The organism is Gardnerella sp. KA00288 (assembly GCF_049244085.1).
Lineage (GTDB): Bacteria > Actinomycetota > Actinomycetes > Actinomycetales > Bifidobacteriaceae > Bifidobacterium > Bifidobacterium greenwoodii.
Map to the genome: position 1 here is coordinate 734,715 of NZ_CP058373.1, position 20,450 is coordinate 755,164.

Sequence of the window (20,450 nt, forward strand, 5' to 3'; positions counted from 1 at the left end):
TATGTGTAAGTGCATGCAAAACTTGCAAAATGCAGTTTTATTTGCGTTGCACTATTACACAACCTTTTCTATTTTAATGGTGTTTTGCGGTACGTGTGGACATTTTTTGAAAAAAGTTACAATAATTCTATATTTTTTGTTCACACAAACACAAACAACGTTGAAAATACGCCATTTTTTCGCGACACGCCATACTAGACCCATGAATCTGGCTCAATTCCTTGCGGTCCAACAAATTCTCCATTTGGAACATAACTTGGCTCACCTGTGTCTTCTAATAATGCATCAGCAAACATTGATACCTGGTTGCCAAAAGTCCAATCTCCCCTAATAGTAACCGATTTTGCGGCAGCTAAAGCTGGTACGGAGTACGGGAATCTCTCGTTAAAATCGTTTATGTTCTTGTAATAGCGTGGATCCAAGTCAATATCCGGGAATATGTAATTTCCATCTTCCATCTCGTAAGAATCAGTAAGATGGAATCTGTCGGATCGCATAATAAACAAGTCATTCGTGGTTTTAACAGGCAAGAAACGCATGCGGTCTACTTCCACGCAAAGCGCTTCGTCAAAAAGCGATGCAACAGCGCCCATTGCTGTTTCTAATTGAACTACTGGAGTGCTTGTTTCGTCAGTTGGGTCAACTGTTTTTCTGTTGCAAATAACAGGAAGAGGCAAAACGCCATCATATTCTTCCAGCTTTTTTTGCAACGCATCAACACGAACCCAAATATTATTCGTATTAAAATATGGATGCTTTTTAATGCTTTGCGCACTTCTACGATCTTCCGGATGAACCTGTGTCATTTCGCGAAGCATTAATCTTCCAGTTTGAGCATCTCGAACAATATGCCCACCTTTTCGATCAGCTTGGGTTCGTTTTGCCACTTCAATCATGATTGGAGCGCCAGTATTTTCAAAATGCTGTGCAAGTGTTCTTGAAGGTCTTGCGCCTAAGTTGTCGGAATTTGAGATAAACAAATACTCAATACCGTGTTCTTTTAAAGCTTGTAATAATTTAGATTCCCACAGAGTTGAAAAAATATCCCCATGTCCAGGAGGACACCATTCAAGACCATGATCTTTTTCGTAAGAAACCGGCTCTCCTGTTTCTTCAACAAGTTTAGGCTCTTGATGCTGAATAATTTCAACCGGAATATCTTCCTGAATAAACTTACGATTGCGTTTTAACACTTGCAAAGTATCGTGAGAAGTACGGAAAGAGTTCATAAAAATCAGTGGAAGCTCAACTCCTAAACGCTGACGTGCTGTAAGAACCTGACCGATAATAATATCAATAAAGCGCATTTGGCGAGCTTTATGTCTGCGAACTGGAAGTAAAGATTTTGCGCAAGACAATCCCATAGAAGTTCCCAAGCCGCCGTTCAGTTTAATAAACGCTGTTTTTGCGAATGCGTTTACTGCTTTATCGTGATCAATAGTTTCGTAAATTTCGTGAAAAGTTGGCACGCTTTTAATAGGCTCAATTGTGCTTTCACGAATAAACTCCCCTGAATTATCTCCAGATTTATTTAAGCTCCAAACATTATACAAGTGCTCAAATTGTTCAATAGCAATTTCGCTCATTCCTTGTTCGCGCATCTTTGCAGCGGACAATTCAAACGCGCCATCCATGTATTAGCCTCCTTGTATGCATGTGGCCATAAATAGTTTATGACCCTAATAGTTTAGCTACAAAAAGCGTAGTCAGCAACTAAAGTCACTAACTACGCTTCCTAAATTTTGCTACAAATTTTAGCTACAAGCTAAGCTTTTGGATTATCTTTTTTAATATCTTTATGATTATCCTTTGGCTTATTTTTTGGTTTGTTGCCAAAATTGCTTTGAGCATTCTTAAGATTTTCTTCTGTCTCGTCGCCAGTTTTTAAGTGATGCTCATCATAGCCTTGTATGTAGCGAGTTCTACGCCAATGATGGATAGAAGCATTAGTTCCACGGTGATGGACGTGATACTTACGAGGAGTACCACCATAAGGCAATTCCTTAACCTCGTCAGCCACAGCCATCTGGTTCACGTTAGAAGGATCCATAATAGCAATTGGTGCAACAGGATCTGCCTCTGTTGGAGCCGCAGTGCGATTCTTCAAGTGAGCTGGGAGCCATTCTGCAAACCAAGATAGCGCAAGGCAAATCAGGAAGTATATAACTGCTGCCACGCTTAAAGTTTGCAAAATATTAAAGTACATTGATCCAAGTCGACGCGATTCCTGGAGTAAATCAGTGTACATAATAATCGAACCAAGTGCAGTATCCTTCAAAACAACAACAAGCTGAGTTACTGCAGCAGGCATCATAGCAATAATAGCCTGTGGCATTTCGATTTGCGTAAGAGATTGGTATTCGCTTAAGCCTAATGCTAACGAAGCTTCGCGCTGTCCATTTGGCAGATTACCAACGCCTGCTCTAACAAGCTCAGCAACGACGGAGCCGTTGTACATAATCAAAGCAAGAACTACAGCCCAGTAAGATGCCTCTTTCATGCCAGAAAGTGCAAACGCTCTCCACAAGAAAATCATAAGCATTAATACTGGTACAGCTCGGCAGAACTCAACTATTACTGCAGAAATGCTACGAATAATAAAATTAGGTAAAAGACGGCACAATCCAAAGAATAAGCCAAATATTATGGAACCTACTACAGCAAGCATAGAAGCTTTCAAAGTCATCCATAATCCTGGAAGATAGAAATCAACCCATGCTTCAGTTTCAATAGCTGGATTCCACAATACCGAGGAAAGCTGGTTTTCTCCTTCTGGTGGATTGCTAAGTCGCATTAGTACAGCAATAACAAATAAAGCAAACACGCAGGCTGCAATAATATTTGCTACTCGAATCTTCCTAAGAGCTTTAGGACCCGGAGCGTCAAATAATAATGATTGTTCACGTTGTTTAGCCATCACTATCACCTTCTTACAGCAAGCTTGTTAGACAGATACGTTGTCAAAATTCCAATAGGAATAATGAGGATGATGTATCCTAAGGCGAATATTAAGAAGATTGGTACGATTAAATCCGCATGCTTCTCAATCATTTCGCTCATCATTGTTGAAGTTTCTGTTGCAACAGATGCTGCTGCAGCAACTGTAGAGTTTTTAAGCAATGCAATAAAAGTGTTACCCAAAGGTGCTACAGATCCGCAGAATGTTTGTGGCAAAATCACTTGCGTTGCCGACTGGAAGAAGTTTAATCCAAGAGCGCGGCAGGCTTCAGCTTGACCAACAGGAACAGTGTTAAGTCCGGATCTTAAAGATTCGCACACAAACGCTGCCGTATATAGTGATAATCCAGCAATTGCAAGCCAGAAGAAATTCACTTCAAAAATTGGTGAGAAACCAAGCTTAAGCTGAGCGTACACGCCTAACACCATGAAAACCATGATGATTGTAAGAGGCATGTTTTTAAAAAGCTCAACGTAGGCAGTTGCAACCATGCGCAAAGAAGCCACAGGGCAAATACGCATCGTAACAAGAATTACGCCAATAATTGATGAAAAAAGTACACTCCATAAGGTGATTTCAATATTGACCAAGAATGCTCCTGGAATATTGTAGGATGTAAAAAGTTGCACGAAATCTTGCATATTACATCTCCCCCTCTTGAGGAATTGGCGGATTATACTTTGCGTTTGGCTTAAAACCAGTTCCGCGCAAATTATCGTCTAGAGCTCGCTTCCAAGATCCGTTACGAATCATGTCTTTTAATGCGGCGTTAATTTTCTTAGCTAAGCTAGTATTGCCTTTTTTGATGCCAATTCCGTAATATTCTGCGGTAAATGGCTTGCTAACAAGCTTTAAACGGCCTCTAGAAGCTGTAGCTAGGCCAGCAAGAATAATATCGTCGGTAGTTACAGCATCCACAATGCCTGAGAATAATGCAGTTGCACATTCCGCGTAGCCTGGCTGTTGCATAAGTTGTACTTTTGAAGAGAACTTTTCTTTAACAACTATTGCGGATGTTGAACCAGATACTGAGCATAAACGCTTACCGTCTAAATCGTTCGGGCCATTTACTTTATGCTCGCCTTTGCGAATTAGCAAATCTTGGCCGGCAATAAAGTAAGGTCCTGCGAACGAAACCATTTTCTTTCGAGCGTCAGTAATGGAATATGTTGCAACAATCATATCGACATCACCGTTTTGAAGCATTGTTTCACGCTGCTTAGATGGTGATTCTTTCCATACGATTTGATCTTCTGAATAGCCGAGCTTTTTGGCAACATACTTAGCAACGTCAACGTCGAATCCAACGTAAGTTCCTGCTTTTTTGAAACCCATACCAGGCTGATCGAATTTAATACCAATGCGTATTACTTTTTTACCATCGCTACGATCGCAAGCTGTAAGCGGCATAACGCAGCATACGGTACAAAGCATCGCTAGTATCGCACGAAAAATGCGATTATGTAATATTTTCATATCTTTTCCCTTCATAAGAACTGTTTTTCGCATGTTTTGGCGTTTAAGCTAAAACGAAATTGAAAAAAGCGCTATTAGTGCGTAAGAATCTTGGAAAGGAAATCTTTTGCTCGATCAGTTTTTGGATGCTCGAAGAATTCTTCTGGAGTACCCTGTTCGAGGATTTGACCATCGGCCATAAACACAATTCTGTCAGCAGCTTTACGAGCAAAGCCCATTTCGTGCGTAACACAAATCATTGTCATGCCTTCTTTTGCAAGCTCAACCATAACATCCAGTACTTCGTTAACCATTTCTGGGTCGAGTGCGGAAGTTGGTTCGTCAAAAAGCATAACTTTTGGTTGCATTGCGAGCGCTCGAGCTATTGCTACGCGCTGCTGCTGTCCGCCTGAAAGTTGCGAAGGCATTTTATTAGCCTGATTGTCTACGCCTACTCTAGTGAGTAATTCCATGGCAAGAGTTTCAGCGCTTTGCTGATCCATGTGACGAACTTTCATTGGTGCAAGAGTGACGTTTTCAAGAATCGTTTTGTTTGCAAAAAGATTAAATGACTGGAATACCATTCCAACTTCTGCGCGCAAGGCTGCAAGCTCTTTGCCTTCCTGTGGAAGTGGCTTGCTGTCTATGCGAATATCTCCCGAATCAATTGTTTCAAGACGGTTGATTGTACGGCACATTGTTGATTTTCCAGAACCGGATGGGCCAATAATAACGAGAACTTCGCCCTTATTGACAGTGAGATTAATATCTTTAAGCACATGTAATTTTCCGAAATGCTTTTCGACATGGCTTAATTCTACAAGGGGATTTGCCGCTTTGAGCACTTTAGAAGTGCTATTAGTCATATCCTCGGCGTTTGGATCTGACTTTGATACTTGCTTATCCATAAAAAGAAGTCTAGCTAAGCTGTGTTACGGTTATTTATCGCCACCGTTACGTTTTGTTACTCTTAGGTTACAAAAAAGCCGCTGATTGAGGATTATTAAATCAACAATCAACGGCTTTGTAACAATATGTTACGAGTAGATTTTATTTACTCGTCTTCTTCTGGATCGTAGTCTACGCCAGTTTCTGCGCGCTGTTCGTCAGAAATTGGAGCTGGAGCGCCAGTTAGAGGGTCTCTACCGCCGCCAGCCTTAGGGAAGGCGATTACGTCGCGAATTGAGCTTGCGCCTGCCAAAATTGCAGCAGTACGATCCCAGCCCAAAGCAATACCAGCGTGAGGTGGAGCACCGTACTTGAAAGCTTCAAGCAAGAAGCCGAACTTTTCGTCAGCTTCAGCCTTGTCGATTCCAAGAACGTTAAGAACGCGGTCTTGAATATCGTCGCGGTGAATACGAACAGAGCCGCCGCCCATCTCATTACCGTTGCACACAATATCGTAAGAATCGCTCATTGCATGCTCTGGATCTTTATCGAATTTATCAATCCAATCAGCAGATGGCATTGTGAACGGATGGTGCATAGAAGTCCACTTGGAGTGACCGACTGCAACATCGTCATCGTCTGGATCATCAGTGCGCTTAAACAGTGGGAAGTCAACAACCCAAGTAAAAGCAAACTCATCTGGGTGAAGCAATCCTGCGCGGCTTGCAAGTTCTACGCGAACTGCGCCAAGCAAAAGCTGGGAAGACTCACGAGAGCCTGCTGCAAAGAATACTGCGTCGCCATCTTCTGCTCCAACAGCTTCTTTAAGTCCTGCGCGCTCTTCTTCGCTAAGATTCTTAGCAACAGGGCCTTTAAGCTCGCCGTCTTCGCCGAAGACTACGTAAGCCAAACCTTTAGCTCCACGCTGCTTAGCCCAATCCTGCCATGCGTCAAACTGGCGACGAGGAGTTTCAGCACCGCCCTTAAACAGCACAGCTCCAACGTAGGAAGCTTGGAACACGCGGAATGGAGTGTTCTTAAAGAAGTCAGTCAACTCAATAAGTGGGTTTCCAAAACGCAAATCTGGCTTATCGGAACCATACTTATCCATTGCTTCCTGCCAAGTAATACGAGGCAAAGGAAGAGTGATTTCGTGGCCTGCTTCCTTCCAAATAGCAGCAATAACGCGCTCGGCCATAGCCATAACGTCTTCCTGACTTGCAAAGCTCATTTCCATATCGAGCTGAGTGAACTCAGGCTGACGATCAGCACGGAAGTCTTCATCACGGTAGCAGCGAGCAAGCTGATAGTAGCGTTCAACGCCAGAAACCATGAGCAACTGCTTTAAGAGCTGTGGAGACTGTGGAAGTGCGTACCAAGAGCCTGGAACCAAGCGTGCTGGAACAACAAAGTCTCGAGCACCTTCTGGAGTGGACTTAATAAAGGTTGGTGTTTCAACTTCCGTAAAGTCCATATCTTCCAAAGCGTGACGAGCAGCCTTAGCCATGTTGGAACGAAGCTTTAGATTGCGCTGCATAGATGGGCGACGCAAATCAAGGTAGCGATACTTCAAACGAACATCTTCGCTAGGAAGCTTGTTTTCGGACTCGTTTTCCAAAGCTGTAGAAACCTGGAATGGAAGAGCGTCGGATTTAGCGAGAATAGTAACAGTTTGAGCAACAATCTCAATTTTACCTGTTGCTAAGTGGTCGTTCTCATTGCCGTCTGGGCGCAAGCGAACCTCGCCGGTTACCTGCACAACGAACTCGCTTCTAAGCGGGCGTGCAGTTTCCTCATCATAAATAACAACCTGCACCAAGCCTGTGTTATCACGGACATCAACAAAGGCAACGCCACCGTGATCACGGCGACGATCAACCCAACCAGCAATGGTTACTTTTTGCCCGACTAATTCTTCAGTCACTTCAACGGCATGATGTGTACGATACGCCGTCTGGCTCATAAGTCCACTTCCTCTACGTTCTAATAATGGTGTATTCATTTTTGTTGACATAAATTGCGTTTAATATTCAAGCAATTTTGCACGAATATTATTTAGCGCAAGAAACTGTCTGCCGGGCATAAACAGTATCCGGTTGCCACGACGTGGCATCTGCTACCGTCTGCTCGCCAGTAATAATATTTTTTACCTCGTCTTTGGAAGACTCAGACTCGGTGCTGTCTGCTGGGAACCATACGTAAGGAATACCCAGCTTATCTGCATACTTGATTTGCTTACCAAGTTTTGCTGCAGTAGGTGCAACATCTGTTGCAATACCGCGCTCGCGAAGCTTCCTAGCAATCTCATTGCATGCTGGACGATCTTCCTCATTCCAAACTGCCACAAGAACTGCTGCAGGAGAAATTCTAGAAACTGTAGCACCAGCGCTGTGAAGCATGTAAGAAACCAAGCGAGACAATCCAATAGAAAGACCGACGCCTGGATACTTCTTTTTGCCTTGAGAAACAAGATTATCGTAGCGTCCGCCAGAGCAAATAGAGCCTAAAGATGCTGCATTATCGAGGAAAGTTTCGTAAACGGAACCAGTGTAGTAATCAAGTCCTCGAGCAATCTTCAAATCTGCAACGACAGCGCCCGGACGAATTCGTGCAGCTTCGTCAACAATCATTGCGAGCGTTTCAACACCTTCTGTAGCCAAAGCGTACGATTCGTTATCTTCGCTCGTAGAAATATTGTGTTTAATGCAGAGAGATTCGAAACTAGATTTTAGTTCTTCCCCAGTTTTTGCAGTAAGCTCAGCCAATTCTAAGCAGGCAGCAGCTTGAGACTCATTAGCTCCGCACTCTTTTATAAGAAGTTTAGATACTTCTTCTGCGCCAATTTTGTCTAGCTTGTCTATTTCGCGAAGAACACCTTCAATATCTGTTAAACCAATACCGCGGTAAAAACCTTCGGAAAGCTTACGATTATTTGCGTGAACTGTAGCTTTTGGTAAACCAAATTCTCTCAATCGTTCAAGAGCTTCAACCATAACCAAAGGCAGTTCAACTTCGTAATGAGAAGGAAGTTCGCCGTTGCCAACAACATCAATATCTGCTTGAACAAACTCGCGGAAACGACCTTCTTGAGGACGCTCCCCTCGCCAAACTTTTTGCATTTGCCAGCGTTTAAACGGGAATGTTAAATCTCCAGTATGTTCAACAACGTAACGGCTAAGCGGAACTGTTAAATCAAAATGCAAGCCAATTCGTTCTTCCACAGGAGTGTCAGATTCGTGACCAACTTCTTGCAATCTTGACAATAAATAAATTTCTTTACTTGTTTCGCCTTTTTTCAACAAACTTGAACCTTGTTCTACGGCGCGCGTTTCTATGCCAATAAAACCGTTTAGTTCAAAGACTTCTCGAAGTGTATCTACTACTCGCTGTTCAACAGCGCGTTCACTAGGAAGCCATTCAGGGAAACCTGATATAGATGAGCCTTGTACCATGTCCACTATAATAGGTGGTGTTGCGGAAAAATCATGGCTTACCGTCATACTTATTCGTAACATTGTTACCGTGCATCTGCTGTAAGGAGTCGACCGTGACCGAACAGACTAAACCTGAAGAAACTACTAAAACTACTACCGCGCCAAAGCCACTTGCTCCATCGCCAGCAAGCTTCGCGCATAAGACTCGTGTTGTTGCTCAAGCACCAACTATTTCTTATAGCGAAGAGGATATTAAATCCGCAAAAACCTTTGGTCGTGTTGATGAAAATGGCACTGTTTATGTTACTGAAAACGGTGCTGAACGTGAGGTTGGTCAATACTCCACTGGAACTCCTGAAGAAGCATTGACTTTCTACATTCACCGCTACCTTGATTTGAAGATTAAGCTCGATTTATTCGCTAAAAGGTTGGAATCAACCAACGTAAAAGTGAAGGAAATTGATGAAACGCTTAACACTTTGCAAGAAGAATTAGCTGAGCCTGCAGCCGTTGGTGACCTTGCTGCTTTGCGTGCGCGACACGCCGAGCTTAAAGCAAAGGGAGATGAAAAGAAAGAAGAAATTGCAAAAGCTCGTAAAGAGGCTCTTGAAAAAGCTTTGAAAGAGCGTGCAAATATTGTAGAACGCGCTGAAGCATTGGTTGCTAAAATGAGCGATTCAACAAATTGGCGCGAGCTTAACGATAAGCTTCGCTCTCTTTTCGACGAATGGCAGGAACATCAGCGCACTACTATTCATTTGAACAAGGCTGATGCAGACGCTTTGTGGCAGCGTTTCTCTAAGGCTCGTTCCGCATTCTCCCAAGCTCGTAACTCCTGGGTTAAGGAGCGTGAACATGTTCGCAATAATGCTAAGCAGCTTAAGGAAGCAATTATTGCTGAAGCTGAAAGCTTGAAGGATTCAACTGACTGGCGTGAAACTTCTGCTAAGTTTAACGCTTTGATGGATCGTTGGAAGAAGGCTGGCAATGCTGGACGTCAGCATGATGATGCTTTGTGGGCTAAGTTCCGTGAGGCTGCTGACGCTTTCTACCATGCTCGACAGGCTGATCGTGAAAAGTTGAATGCTGGAGAGCATGAGAATCTCGCGAAGAAGGAAGCTTTGCTCGTAAAAGCAGAAGCGTTGCTGCCTGTAGAAAATGAGGAAGCTGCTAAGAAGGCTCGTAAAGCTTTGTCTGAAATTCAAGAAGAGTGGGATGCAATTGGATTTGTTCCTCGAGAAGATATGCGTCGCATTGAGGCTCGCTTGAATGATGTAGATAAGAAGATTAAGTCTGTTGAAGAGGCTGCTTGGAGAGATGCTGATCCTGAAGCTAACGCTCGTAAGTCCAGCTTTGCTTTGCAATTGGAAGCGCAGCTTGAAGAGCTTAACGCTGCTATTGCTAAAGAAACCGACAAGAAGCGTAAAGCTAAGTTGGAAGCTGAAAAAGCAACTAAAGAACAGTGGCTTAATGCTGTTAAGTAATTAGTTTTATAAATTAGTTTTATAAATTAAATAAAAATATGGGGTTGCTTGAAAATTCAAGTTGCCCCATATTTGTTTTTTGATTAGATTATTCCATTAAAGATTTAGCAAGTTGCACAAAAGTATTAGCAAGCTGTGAATTATCTAACTTCCCGTCTTCGTTTAGAACCGCAGGACGTCCCGCTTCGCCAATTTCTCTAAGAGTTGGGTCAAGAGGAAGCTGAGCTAAAAGAGGAACATTAGTATGAAGAGCTTCACAAAGCTGTTCGCTAACTCTTTTTCCGCCTCCGGAGCCGAATATTTCCAAGCGCTCGCCATTATTTTCAAACCAGCTCATATTCTCAACAACTCCTCGAACGCTTACAGGAATTTGCAAAGCCATAAGACCTGCCCTAACCGCAACGTCCGACGCACTAGGCTGAGGTGTTGTAACAACAACAAGCTCAACGTTTGGTAAAGTTTGAGCCACAGCAAGTGCCATATCTCCTGTACCAGGTGCTAAATCAAGCAAAAGAACATCTGGACTTCCCCACCAAACGTCTGAAAGAAACTGTTCTAGCGAACGCTGTAAACGCGGTCCTCTCCACAAAATAGCACGATCAGTTCCAGCAAACATGCCGATTGAAATAAGCTTTACTCCCCAAGACACAACTGGCATAAGCATGCCGTTAAGATTAGTTGGCTGAGAGTTTACTCCGAACATGCGTGGTAAAGAAAAACCGTATACGTCCGCGTCGATTGCTGCAGTATCGTATCCTAAAGCTGCAAAAGTTGCGGCTAAATTAGCGGTTATAGAAGATTTTCCAACGCCGCCTTTTCCTGAAGCAATAGCAAAAATTTTCGTGCGCGTACCTGTTTTATTAAAAGGATTTTCTCTGCGCTCAGCTTTCAAATCTTCTACTAGTTTTTCTAGCTTATCTTTACTCATTGCGCTAGAAGTAACATGTGGTATAAGAGTTGCTTGAGGATATTTAGATACAGCTTCTTTTACTCGTTCTGTAATAATTTCAGCCAATGGGCAGTTTGGTACAGTAAGTTCAAGCTTTATTCTTACGTTATAAACCGGTTTAGAAGCATCTAAATTTTCAGCTTCAATAACACTAACGCCAGTTACCATATTTAGTTCTGTAACCGAACGGCCTAATTCTGGATCAATAACGCTACCCAGCAAATCGTAAACGCGTGTTTCGAGTTCGCTCGTGTTCATTTATGCTATGATTCCTTAGTTATTAATATCAAGAGAATTTTCGCCAGCTTTTTGTAGAGCTTCTTCCACACTTCCAGTTTCCAAAAGAACACTAAACTGATTTTCGTTAAGCATTGGAATAGAAAGTTCCTGAGCTTTGGTTGCTTTAGAACCAGCATTTTCTCCCAAAATTACGCAGTACGTGTTTTTACTAACTGATCCTGAAGCTTTACCGCCTCGAGATACTATTGCTTCCTTTGCTTCATCTCTACTAAAGCCTTGCAAAGATCCTGTTACAACAACAGTTTTACCAGCTAGAGTTTGAGCAAGGGATGATGTTTCAACTTTTCCAACTACCCCTGCTTCTTGCCAAGCGTGCAAAACTTCAAATCTCCAGTTGCTACTATCTTTTGCTTGCTTAAACCAGTCATAAACAGCTTGAGCAATTTCTGGACCAACGCCATCAATCTGAGTAAGTTCTTCAACTGAAGTATTTGCAATATTTTCTAAAGATCCTAATTTCGCTGCTATAAGACGCGCTGTTGGTGGGCCTAGTCTACGAATAGAAAGCGCAACTAAAACGCGCCACAGGGCAGCATTTTTGCCTTTTTGGGCTATTTCTTCAAGCATGCTGCGAGTAGTTTCCGATGGTCTTGTGTACCACGGAACGTTAATTGTTTCTTTTGAGTTATTTGAAGCTCGTTTAGTTTTCCAAAAAACTACTTGAGCATCTTTTGGAACCTGAAATTCTGGATATTTAGAATCAAATTCACTGTTCTGATCCAAAGCTTCAGCTTCAATGTTTTGACTCGAAGATTCAGCAAATTTCGCTTCAATTGTGCGAGTCCAGAATGCTCGCACTTGTCTCCAAAGCCCGGATCCTCCAATTTTTCGAGTATGCTTTTTTAATTTTCCGTCTTTTTCTACTTCTTGCCATTCTTCAACAAGCGGAATTTCCTTCCAAACCATAACATTTTGTAAATCGTTAGCTGTTATGCTAAAAATTCCAGATTCGCTTTTAAGTACAGGAATTTGAGGCTTAGGTAACGTTAAATTAGCAGGAGGAACATAAGGCTGCTGCATGGAGCCTCTTTGAACCACAATCTTATCAATATCCGGGCAGTAAACTTCAGCGGTAGATGGCCTAGAATCTTCAGGATTTGTAAGAGCTAAAGCGGCGTTATCTCCCAAATTCTCAATATCAAAAGCCTGCCTAGAAGCCAGGTGAATAATACGTTCAGTAAGCTGAGCTGGGCAGTTTTCTACATTCGGACAGCGAATATCTTTATCTCCCTGTTTTGCTGGAGCTAATTTTGCTCCGCAAGAAGGGCAATACTCAGGCATAACAAATTTTCGTAATTGGTTTTCACGGCCTTCTCGTGCTTTTAAAACAGGCCCAACTAATTCAGGAATAACATCTCCAGCTTTTCGAACCACAACAGTATCGCCAATAAGCACGTTTTTATGCTCAACTTCGTAAGCGTTATGAAGAGTTGTTCTAGAAATAGTAGAACCTGCAACAGTTACAGGCTCAAGAATTGCTACAGGCGTAACTCTTCCTGTTCTTCCAACCTGAACAACAATATCCTTCAAATAAGTGTTAACTTCCTCAGGAGGATACTTATATGCAATAGCCCATCTTGGGGCTCTTGAAGTTGCTCCAAGATTGCGCTGCAGTGCGCGGTCATCAACCTTTACAACAATTCCATCCAATGCGTGCAAAATATTTGCCCTATGTTCGCCATAATAATCAATCATGTCTTGTATTTCGGCAAAGTTAGTTACTCTACGCGTGTATGGAGAAACTGGAACACCCCACTGTTTGTAAAAATTGTATGCGTCAGACTGGTTAAAAGTTGTTTCACTATTAGCATGACTTGAGTTTGATTTCCAACGAAGCTCCCCCAAGCCGTGCGCGAAGAAGCTTAAATGACGAGTTGCGGTAATGCGCGGATCTTTTTGACGAAGCGAACCTGCAGCAGCGTTTCTAGGATTTGCAAAAGCTGCTTTTCCAGCGTCTTCCTGCTCCTCATTAAGCTTACGAAAATCAGACCATTTCATAAAAACTTCGCCGCGAATTTCAACAAATTCAGGAATATCGTCAGGATTTTCAGCATGAAGCTGAGTTGGTATTGCCTCAATCGTTCTAACATTAAGAGAAATATCTTCGCCTGTTACGCCATCTCCTCTAGTAAGCCCCTGCTCAAGAGTGCCGTTTCTGTAAATAAGATTTAACGCAAGACCGTCAATTTTTACTTCGCATGTCATAGGAAGCGGCTTGGATTCAGGCCATTGCAAATCTCGAAGAACACTGTTGTACCAATCGTGTAATTCGTCAATAGAAAACACGTCATCCAAACTCATCATTCGCGAAGGATGTTTTACAGAAGTAAAATCGTTGGAAAAAGTTCCACCTACGCGGTGCGTTGGAGATTGCGGAGTGTCAAGTGTTGGAAAAGCTGATTCCAGAGCACTCAACGCTCGTATACGCGCATCATAAGCTGCATCCGAGCTTGTTGGAGCATCTTCAACATAGTAGGCAATTTGATCAGATTGCGTCCACGCTGCTAATTTTGCCCACAAGCGTGCAGCTTGTTCAGTAGTAAGAGATGTAGGCTGTAGACTTGAAAGAGCTAAAGCGTCCGCATCGGTAGGTTCTAGTTTATGAATCCACTCATCTGTGTCAACATTAGGATTCCAAATATGAGCATTAGAGTGCGCTTCATCAGTTACAGCTGGCTCATCAAAATCGTCAAAAAGCGTCCATTGAGAGCTTTGTGACGCCGCATCATTGTAAGCAGCACTCATAAAAATTCCCTTTCAACCCAAATATTTAGCGTAATCTACTACGCTATTTAGCATTTTAAGCATTTAGTGAACGCAAGAATTGAGATTGCACAGCGCCTTCCAAATCTTCGTTTGAAGTCATGCGAATATTAGCAACGCACAAAGTTCTTGCAATAACAAACATTCCTTCATCAACCGTAAGTTTTGCAGCTCTGCCAATAATATGGCTGGCTTCAATATTTGGCCAAACAGGAATATCGTCATTCATAAAATTCTGCTTCACATCGTCCATATTAGCCGGAGCTTTATAACACTGCGAGCGCATTCTAGATAGCAGTTCTTCTAGTTCCATTTGCAATGGTTCTATTCTTCCTGGGGCTAAATAATCAGCCATTCGATACGAGCTTGCAGCGAGTGCAAACCTGTCTTGCATCCATGCAGCGTACGCTAGTCGATAGTATGCGAATGCTGCATCATCTTTGTCGAAAGATACTCTCAAAGCGTTTAAGCATGCTGCTATAACAGATGACCAGTCTTCTTTTTGAGATAATTCTGCCGCAAGCTTTAAGTGAGATAGTGCGTATGTTGGAGCGTAAGCAACCATCGTGTTTAAGTGCTTTAATGCAGCCTCATGCTTATTCAATTGTGAAAGTAAGTCTGCTAACTCCATGTGCGCGTAGAACAATCCGTCTGGAATAAGTAGTGTATGCTCTTCTGGTGTTGCAAATATGTGATTGTACACAACTCTTTCCGCATATGAGTTAAAGTAGCGTGGAACAACATTTTCTACCGCAAACATTGAGTCGAATTTAGCAATATTCTTCTCGTATTCTTCTATTGCAGTGCTAATATCGCCTTCCATAAGCTGCTCTTGGACTCGAATACGCATGTTTCGTATGTTTTGCGAAGCTTTGAATGAAAGTTCAGGTATGTCTGTTTCATCAATAAGAGCTCTTGTTACACTGTCTGCTTTTTCACTAAGCTCAGGATCTGCAATTTGCTCAATAATATTCATTGCTTCTCTAGCTTTTTCTGCTGTTGTTTGAATTGGTTGAGATGCAATATGGTGGAAGTCTGTAACAGCTTGCTGCAAAAGGTCTTCTCTTTGAATTGATAAGCCTTGTGCGTGTGATGTTCCAAGTATTTCTTCTTGTTCTTCGCTAAATATTGTGTCGGAAAACTCAGGCTCTTCTTGCGCTCCTCTAGGCGCGAAGCAAGTGTCGTGCATGTCGAATGATGCTTCTACTGAGCCTAAAGTGTAGTCTTCGCGCATGCTCATTGTTGCATTAGATTGCTTATATATTTCCATTGGATTTTGCAAACCGTGAGCACGAATATGTTTAATAAATTTTTCGCGTTCAAACGTTACTGTCATTAGCGTACGTATTTCTGGAGGCTCGCTAAAAGCAGCTAAAGGATTTGAGTTTGAATCTGCTTTAGATTCCGTCTTAGAATCAACTAAAGATTGTGCACCTTCAACAACTTCTGCAAGCGGTAAGTGTTGCAAATCTTGGATTTGTGAAGGATCTCCATGAACGTCACCGTCTTTTGGATAACCTTTTGAAGGTGCATTATTTACATTCATATTGTCTAATGCTTGAATAGTGCGGTTTAGTAGCGTACTGATTGCATTATCTTGTGCTGCAACCATTTCTTCTAAACCAATAGAATCAAGCCTAATTGAAACATGCTGTATTTTCTCGCTTGCACCAAAGGCGAGCGTTGCAAGCATAATGCCGAATCGCAGATTGTAATAGGTTGCCATACGCGACTTTTCAACATTACTTAGCTTATGCCACTTATGCTCTAAAGTATCGTATTTGCTTGTAGGCATTAGCGACGATCCTGTAGAAGTGAACGCAATCGCCACATTGCCATCGTTTAGATTAGAGCGAAAATCTGCGTCGAATCTAAACGGCATGTATAAGCTTCTAATAAGCTTAGAAAGAGATTGACGGTAAAGCCACTCTCCCGCATCATTCTGCTTCAAAAATGTTGCAGACTGCTGATATTTTCTAGCCTTATTCCATAAGTGAAGCAAAGGACGAATACTATCGTCTTGTAAAGGATTTGCTAAACTTGGCGTATCAAAAGATTCACAAGCATTAAAAGCAGGGTTTTCAATCATAGCGTTATCTATAGCAGCAATGCGCTCTAAGCTAACGTTTCCTTCAAAATTCTTTCCGCCCTGCAAAGAATTAGCTTGCAAGAACTGGTATATTGCTTGTAAACGATTTAGCGCTCCTTCAATTCTTAAAACTTTTAGTGCTGCTGAAGGATCTAAGGAATCGTCCCAAATTAAGTAATGTGCAGAAGTTTGTTGAGCTTGTCTAAAATGTAGTCTTTCTGCGCCATGAACGGCTTCTAAGCTTCTAGTTGGATCTAATGCTCCAACCTCTTTCATAACGCGCTCATAGTAGCTTTCTAAACCGGAAACTTGCAATCCAACTTTTCTTGCGTGCGCAATATCTGCAGAGCTTCTTCTTATTGCGCCAAGAGGTGCTTCAGTATGCAATCTTCTTAGAACGTGCGAATATCCAAAACCTATTAAGTTTTGATTTAAATCTGGTATGAAAAATGTTGCGAAAAATGTTGTTGCAATAGCATTCTCGTAAGTAAGATTGCAGCGCAAAGAATCAGGTAATTTTACGCGCGTGCTTTCAAGCGTATACCTTTTATGCTTTCCAATTGTGCAGCACAGCCATGAAGCAACTTGATGCAAACCGTCTTCTAAAGAAACTTGCATAACAATATCGCCATTTACTATAGAAATATTGTTGTTGCTGTTGGTGATTGCTGCGCTTGCCTTGGACGTGCTGGCTGTGTTTTTATTTTTTAAGCACAGGCTTGGCAAGCTTTTTAAACTTTGCAAAATATTGCGGAATTTTTTTGAAATATTATTTGATTTAGGTACTTTTAAGCTTCCGTAAAAACGAGTTGAATTTCGTAAAGTAAAAGAAGATTGCTCAATAAAAGAAAGTTGCGGAAGACGTTCAAACGTATCTTCAAGAGTTACTTTGTCACCCGTGTAAACTCTACCTTCTGAATCTGCAATAGCAAGTTGACGAAAAAGCTTGCCATCATTTTTAACTAATCCAATCGAAATGCAGAAGGATTTTCCAGGAATTCTAAACCATCCAACCTGAGTATTAGAAGGAAGGCTTGGAAAATCGGTGAAAATATTATGCTTTACAAAGTTTGGAATAGAAGTAATTTTGCCTTCTAACCATAAGGAATTGATGGCATCTACCATTGTAGACATACTATCTTCGTTAGAAGTCGTCTGATTGGTAGATTGTACGTCGTCAGCCATAAATTCCCATTCTTTCAAAATCGATGCTAGTAGCAATTATGGAAACACGATTTCTTAAACAAAATACTAAAAAAGTGGAGCGGACAACGGGACTCGAACCCGCGGTCTCAACCTTGGCAAGGTTGCGCTTTACCAACTAAGCTATGTCCGCAAAACAAAATGATATTTTAGTTAATTATTTAATTAAATGCAAATATGGAATGTCGCAAGGTTTGTGGTTGGGTAAGCGTTGGTAATTGGTGGAAAGTAGTGTCAAGCGGCGAAATTGGGGTTATAGCGGTATAGGGGTTATAAGGGTTATAAGGGTTATTGGCCAAAAATCGAGTAACAAAAACAAAAAACGCAGTGCTTTTACACTGCGTACCTATTGTGGGTGATATAGGAATCGAACCTATGACCCCTTCCGTGTGAAGGAAGTGCGCTAGCCGCTGCGCCAATCACCCAAAATTTTTTTAATTATGCGTGAAAGGCAATCCTTTCGAGTGGGCGATACAAGGTTCGAACTTGTGACCCCTTCCGTGTCAGGGAAGTGCGCTACCACTGCGCCAACCGCCCAGGTTGTTTATTAAGCACGAAGCTTAATCGAGGTGGGTACGAGAGTCGAACTCATCTATACGGCTTTGCAGGCCGCTGCCTAACCGCTTGGCTAACCCACCGTAAGGTCGAATAACTCATCGGACCTAGAGCGGACAACGGGACTCGAACCCGCGGTCTCAACCTTGGCAAGGTTGCGCTTTACCAACTAAGCTATGTCCGCAATGCAACTTTACTGACCAATGTCAGCGCCGAAGCACGAGTAACTACTATACCCGAAATATTCTCAAATGCAAGCCCTCGCCTATTTGGCGTGTCGTTTGGTGGTGTTTGCGCGTGTTGGTTGGAGGTTTGTTATGCGTATGGATTGGAGCATTTGCGAGCGCAAGTGTTACTTTCTCAGATACTTGACTGAGTTTTTAACAGTGTTTATAGAATCTTTCTAGATTGATTTTGAGTCAAAACATTCTATGGAATCGAGATATATGGTATATACTCCAAAAGGGTAAATTGCAAAAGTAAAGGAGCCTACGCAACGCCTAAGGTGAGTAAATCAACCGACGGCATGAAGCCGACTTTCAACGCAGGAAGACTCCTATAACTCATGCTACCAAATATTGCTTTATTTACAACTTTGACTTTGTATAGTAAATCTAATTCATAGAGTTGGTGCGCAAGTGTATCAAAATTGTTGCGTTAAAGAAACAGTTTTGAGACGCGCGAGTGCACGATATTTTCAAGCGAAATTATCGATTGCTGTATTGGTTTGTAGTGATAAAATTGCAAACAATAAATTGCGGTTGTTTACATTTGTATATTAAATTATTCTTATTAAAAGCAACAAGTTAGTTGGAGATTAAGAGATATGGAAGATAAAAGACTTGATTTAACTAAACCAGTTCTTGGTTTTTTGAAGACAGAGAATAATGATTCTTCTGAAACTGTAGTTATGTTACATGATAACGGACTGAAATTTGAACTGTCTGTATTATTTAAAGAACTTAGTGATCAAATTTTAGGTGGAAGAGTTACACATATAAAATCTGATGCAGGGAATGAAATAATGAATATACTGTCTGCACCTCCTCATATTTTGCAAGTTTTATCTCCAAGAAATGCATATACGCTAGTCGGGTGTAGAGATGAAAAATTACTTACTAAGAAAAATTGTCAAATTGGAATTGGAACAATTACATGCGACTACATAATCGTTGGTTCAAGTAAAATACAATTCGAAAAAATAACTAATTTGCGAACTAGTTGTTCAAATCTATATGAATGGTTCACATCGGGAGGAATTAGCGTTAGTAATCTTTCTGATGATGGAGAAAGTATAAAAATTTATATTAAAAAATCTAGCAGCAAAGAGCTATGCAAAATAAATCCAATGCAAAATGAAAGCAATAAATCATCCATCAGTCTGTCGCTTGCTATTAATCAGCATGTAAGAAAATTATCAAAAAATAGCAGTATTGTTAGTTTTGAGGAAGAAGCATTTATTGAGACTCATAGTGAAACACAATTGAATTGGGAAAATCATATTTCAATTCATAATTGGATTTTAAATCTTATCTCTATATCTAAATTAGAGCGATGCGAATTCTCAAAAATGAAAGTAGGTGTGGAAAACAATAATACTTGCAATGATTCAACAGTAAAATGGTTCACTGTTCTTCATCATTTAAATGCTGGCACACAAAACATTTATGAAAAGCACAATAAACAATTCTTGTTCGATTTTGACGATATTAATACTTGTGGAATAGAAAAATGGTTTGAATTATTGCAAAGATATGGAAGAGCAATGGGAATAATATCGCACATAGCAAAAGAACAAAATAATCTTTCAGTTGAATCTGTGAATATAATCTTAGGCGTTGCGTTAGAAGATATTGGATGGGAAATAATAAAAAGTACAGGTCGTGAAGATAGGATGAAAAAGAGAAAGGGAGAAACAATTGAGGAATTGAAATGTTTTTCTTGTGCATTAGACACTATAAAAGAAGAACTAGGCAAATATTTTCCAATAGATAGCAAAGACTTTGATTGGGTAAAAGACATGAATGATATTTATAGGAAAAATAAACATGCGGACGCTAACGAAAATATGGAAAAAACTCCGAAAGATTATGAAAAAATGTACAGAATTAATGTTTGCTCTATGAATATTATTAGGTTGTGGATTGGCAAGCAGCTTGGAGCTGATCTACCTACAATGCTTAAAAGACTTAATTGGTACATCTTTAAATACAATGAGACATCTATATAAACAACTTTAAACGTTATATAGCTTGTTCTGTGAGAGTTTCAAGTGCATCTAAGCCACTTAACTTATGTTCTGCATCTAATGCGTCCCAGTATATTGAATCTTTAGTAAGTTTTAATTTTAGAACTACTAAGTTGCATAAGA

At 41.2% G+C, this 20,450-nt stretch carries 12 protein-coding genes and 5 tRNA genes; 2 read left to right on the plus strand and 15 right to left on the minus strand.

All coding sequences use genetic code 11. From position 1 onward, the window contains the following. Window positions 1-194: 194 nt before the first annotated feature. The 7 genes from HXT52_RS02755 to hisS all read right to left on the minus strand — a co-directional run bounded on the left by HXT52_RS02755 (window position 195) and on the right by hisS (window position 8,754). The gene (locus tag HXT52_RS02755) at window positions 195-1,634 is read right to left on the minus strand and encodes a UTP--glucose-1-phosphate uridylyltransferase (RefSeq protein ID WP_410296076.1); all 1,440 of its coding nucleotides are present in this window, start codon (window positions 1,632-1,634) and stop codon (window positions 195-197) included. 131 nt (window positions 1,635-1,765) lie between these two features. After that, complete coding sequence (locus tag HXT52_RS02760) at window positions 1,766-2,917, minus strand: amino acid ABC transporter permease (RefSeq protein WP_421776153.1); 1,152 nt, start codon at window positions 2,915-2,917, stop codon at window positions 1,766-1,768. 5 nt (window positions 2,918-2,922) lie between these two features. Continuing rightward, window positions 2,923-3,600: an ABC transporter permease subunit gene (locus HXT52_RS02765; protein WP_116794028.1), complete on the minus strand. Its 678-nt coding sequence runs from the start codon at window positions 3,598-3,600 to the stop codon at window positions 2,923-2,925. A gap of 1 nt (window position 3,601) precedes the next feature. Continuing rightward, entirely contained in the window at window positions 3,602-4,435 is an 834-nt protein-coding gene (locus tag HXT52_RS02770; RefSeq protein WP_246905870.1) for a glutamate ABC transporter substrate-binding protein, read from the minus strand. 74 nt (window positions 4,436-4,509) lie between these two features. Then, a complete protein-coding gene (locus HXT52_RS02775) occupies window positions 4,510-5,280 on the minus strand; it encodes an amino acid ABC transporter ATP-binding protein (protein WP_102695167.1) in 771 nt (256 codons plus the stop codon). Window positions 5,281-5,468: 188 nt separating this feature from the next. Next, the gene (gene aspS, locus HXT52_RS02780; protein ID WP_004135012.1) at window positions 5,469-7,265 is read right to left on the minus strand and encodes an aspartate--tRNA ligase; all 1,797 of its coding nucleotides are present in this window, start codon (window positions 7,263-7,265) and stop codon (window positions 5,469-5,471) included. Between the two features lie 88 nt (window positions 7,266-7,353). Then, window positions 7,354-8,754: a histidine--tRNA ligase gene (gene hisS, locus HXT52_RS02785; protein ID WP_102694747.1), complete on the minus strand. Its 1,401-nt coding sequence runs from the start codon at window positions 8,752-8,754 to the stop codon at window positions 7,354-7,356. A 95-nt stretch (window positions 8,755-8,849) separates the two neighbouring features. Between hisS and HXT52_RS02790 the strand changes: the two genes are divergently transcribed. Then, complete coding sequence (locus tag HXT52_RS02790) at window positions 8,850-10,220, plus strand: DUF349 domain-containing protein (RefSeq protein ID WP_421776154.1); 1,371 nt, start codon at window positions 8,850-8,852, stop codon at window positions 10,218-10,220. 88 nt (window positions 10,221-10,308) lie between these two features. Here the strand turns inward: HXT52_RS02790 and HXT52_RS02795 are convergent, their stop codons facing one another. From HXT52_RS02795 to HXT52_RS02830, 8 genes are all read right to left on the minus strand, one after another. After that, window positions 10,309-11,427, minus strand: a complete 1,119-nt coding sequence (locus HXT52_RS02795) for an Mrp/NBP35 family ATP-binding protein (protein ID WP_019261012.1) — start codon at window positions 11,425-11,427, stop codon at window positions 10,309-10,311. A 15-nt stretch (window positions 11,428-11,442) separates the two neighbouring features. Beyond that, entirely contained in the window at window positions 11,443-14,214 is a 2,772-nt protein-coding gene (gene ligA / locus HXT52_RS02800; protein ID WP_421776155.1) for an NAD-dependent DNA ligase LigA, read from the minus strand. 55 nt (window positions 14,215-14,269) lie between these two features. Further along, the gene (locus tag HXT52_RS02805) at window positions 14,270-17,506 is read right to left on the minus strand and encodes a tetratricopeptide repeat protein (RefSeq protein ID WP_421776156.1); all 3,237 of its coding nucleotides are present in this window, start codon (window positions 17,504-17,506) and stop codon (window positions 14,270-14,272) included. A 75-nt stretch (window positions 17,507-17,581) separates the two neighbouring features. After that, window positions 17,582-17,657 (minus strand) — tRNA-Gly (locus HXT52_RS02810). 219 nt (window positions 17,658-17,876) lie between these two features. Next, window positions 17,877-17,949 (minus strand) — tRNA-Val (locus HXT52_RS02815). 40 nt (window positions 17,950-17,989) lie between these two features. Then, window positions 17,990-18,061 (minus strand) — tRNA-Val (locus HXT52_RS02820). Window positions 18,062-18,091: 30 nt separating this feature from the next. Then, a tRNA-Cys gene (locus HXT52_RS02825) sits at window positions 18,092-18,162 on the minus strand. A gap of 28 nt (window positions 18,163-18,190) precedes the next feature. Further along, window positions 18,191-18,263 (minus strand) — tRNA-Gly (locus tag HXT52_RS02830). 642 nt (window positions 18,264-18,905) lie between these two features. Between HXT52_RS02830 and HXT52_RS02835 the strand changes: the two genes are divergently transcribed. Next, entirely contained in the window at window positions 18,906-20,309 is a 1,404-nt protein-coding gene (locus HXT52_RS02835; protein WP_421776157.1) for a hypothetical protein, read from the plus strand. Window positions 20,310-20,450: the final 141 nt, after the last annotated feature.

Excerpts from the sequence above, each read along its gene's own strand:
- HXT52_RS02805 (WP_421776156.1), bottom strand. The coding sequence starts at position 17,506 with ATGGCTGACGACGTACAATCTACCAATCAGACGACTTCTAACGAAGAT.
- HXT52_RS02770 (WP_246905870.1), bottom strand. The coding sequence starts at position 4,435 with ATGAAAATATTACATAATCGCATTTTTCGTGCGATACTAGCGATGCTT.
- HXT52_RS02795 (WP_019261012.1), bottom strand. The coding sequence starts at position 11,427 with ATGAACACGAGCGAACTCGAAACACGCGTTTACGATTTGCTGGGTAGC.
- HXT52_RS02765 (WP_116794028.1), bottom strand. The coding sequence starts at position 3,600 with ATGCAAGATTTCGTGCAACTTTTTACATCCTACAATATTCCAGGAGCA.
- HXT52_RS02775 (WP_102695167.1), bottom strand. The coding sequence starts at position 5,280 with ATGACTAATAGCACTTCTAAAGTGCTCAAAGCGGCAAATCCCCTTGTA.
- HXT52_RS02755 (WP_410296076.1), bottom strand. The coding sequence starts at position 1,634 with ATGGATGGCGCGTTTGAATTGTCCGCTGCAAAGATGCGCGAACAAGGA.
- HXT52_RS02760 (WP_421776153.1), bottom strand. The coding sequence starts at position 2,917 with ATGGCTAAACAACGTGAACAATCATTATTATTTGACGCTCCGGGTCCT.
- HXT52_RS02835 (WP_421776157.1), top strand. The coding sequence starts at position 18,906 with ATGGAAGATAAAAGACTTGATTTAACTAAACCAGTTCTTGGTTTTTTG.
- hisS (WP_102694747.1), bottom strand. The coding sequence starts at position 8,754 with ATGGTACAAGGCTCATCTATATCAGGTTTCCCTGAATGGCTTCCTAGT.
- aspS (WP_004135012.1), bottom strand. The coding sequence starts at position 7,265 with ATGAGCCAGACGGCGTATCGTACACATCATGCCGTTGAAGTGACTGAA.
- ligA (WP_421776155.1), bottom strand. The coding sequence starts at position 14,214 with ATGAGTGCTGCTTACAATGATGCGGCGTCACAAAGCTCTCAATGGACG.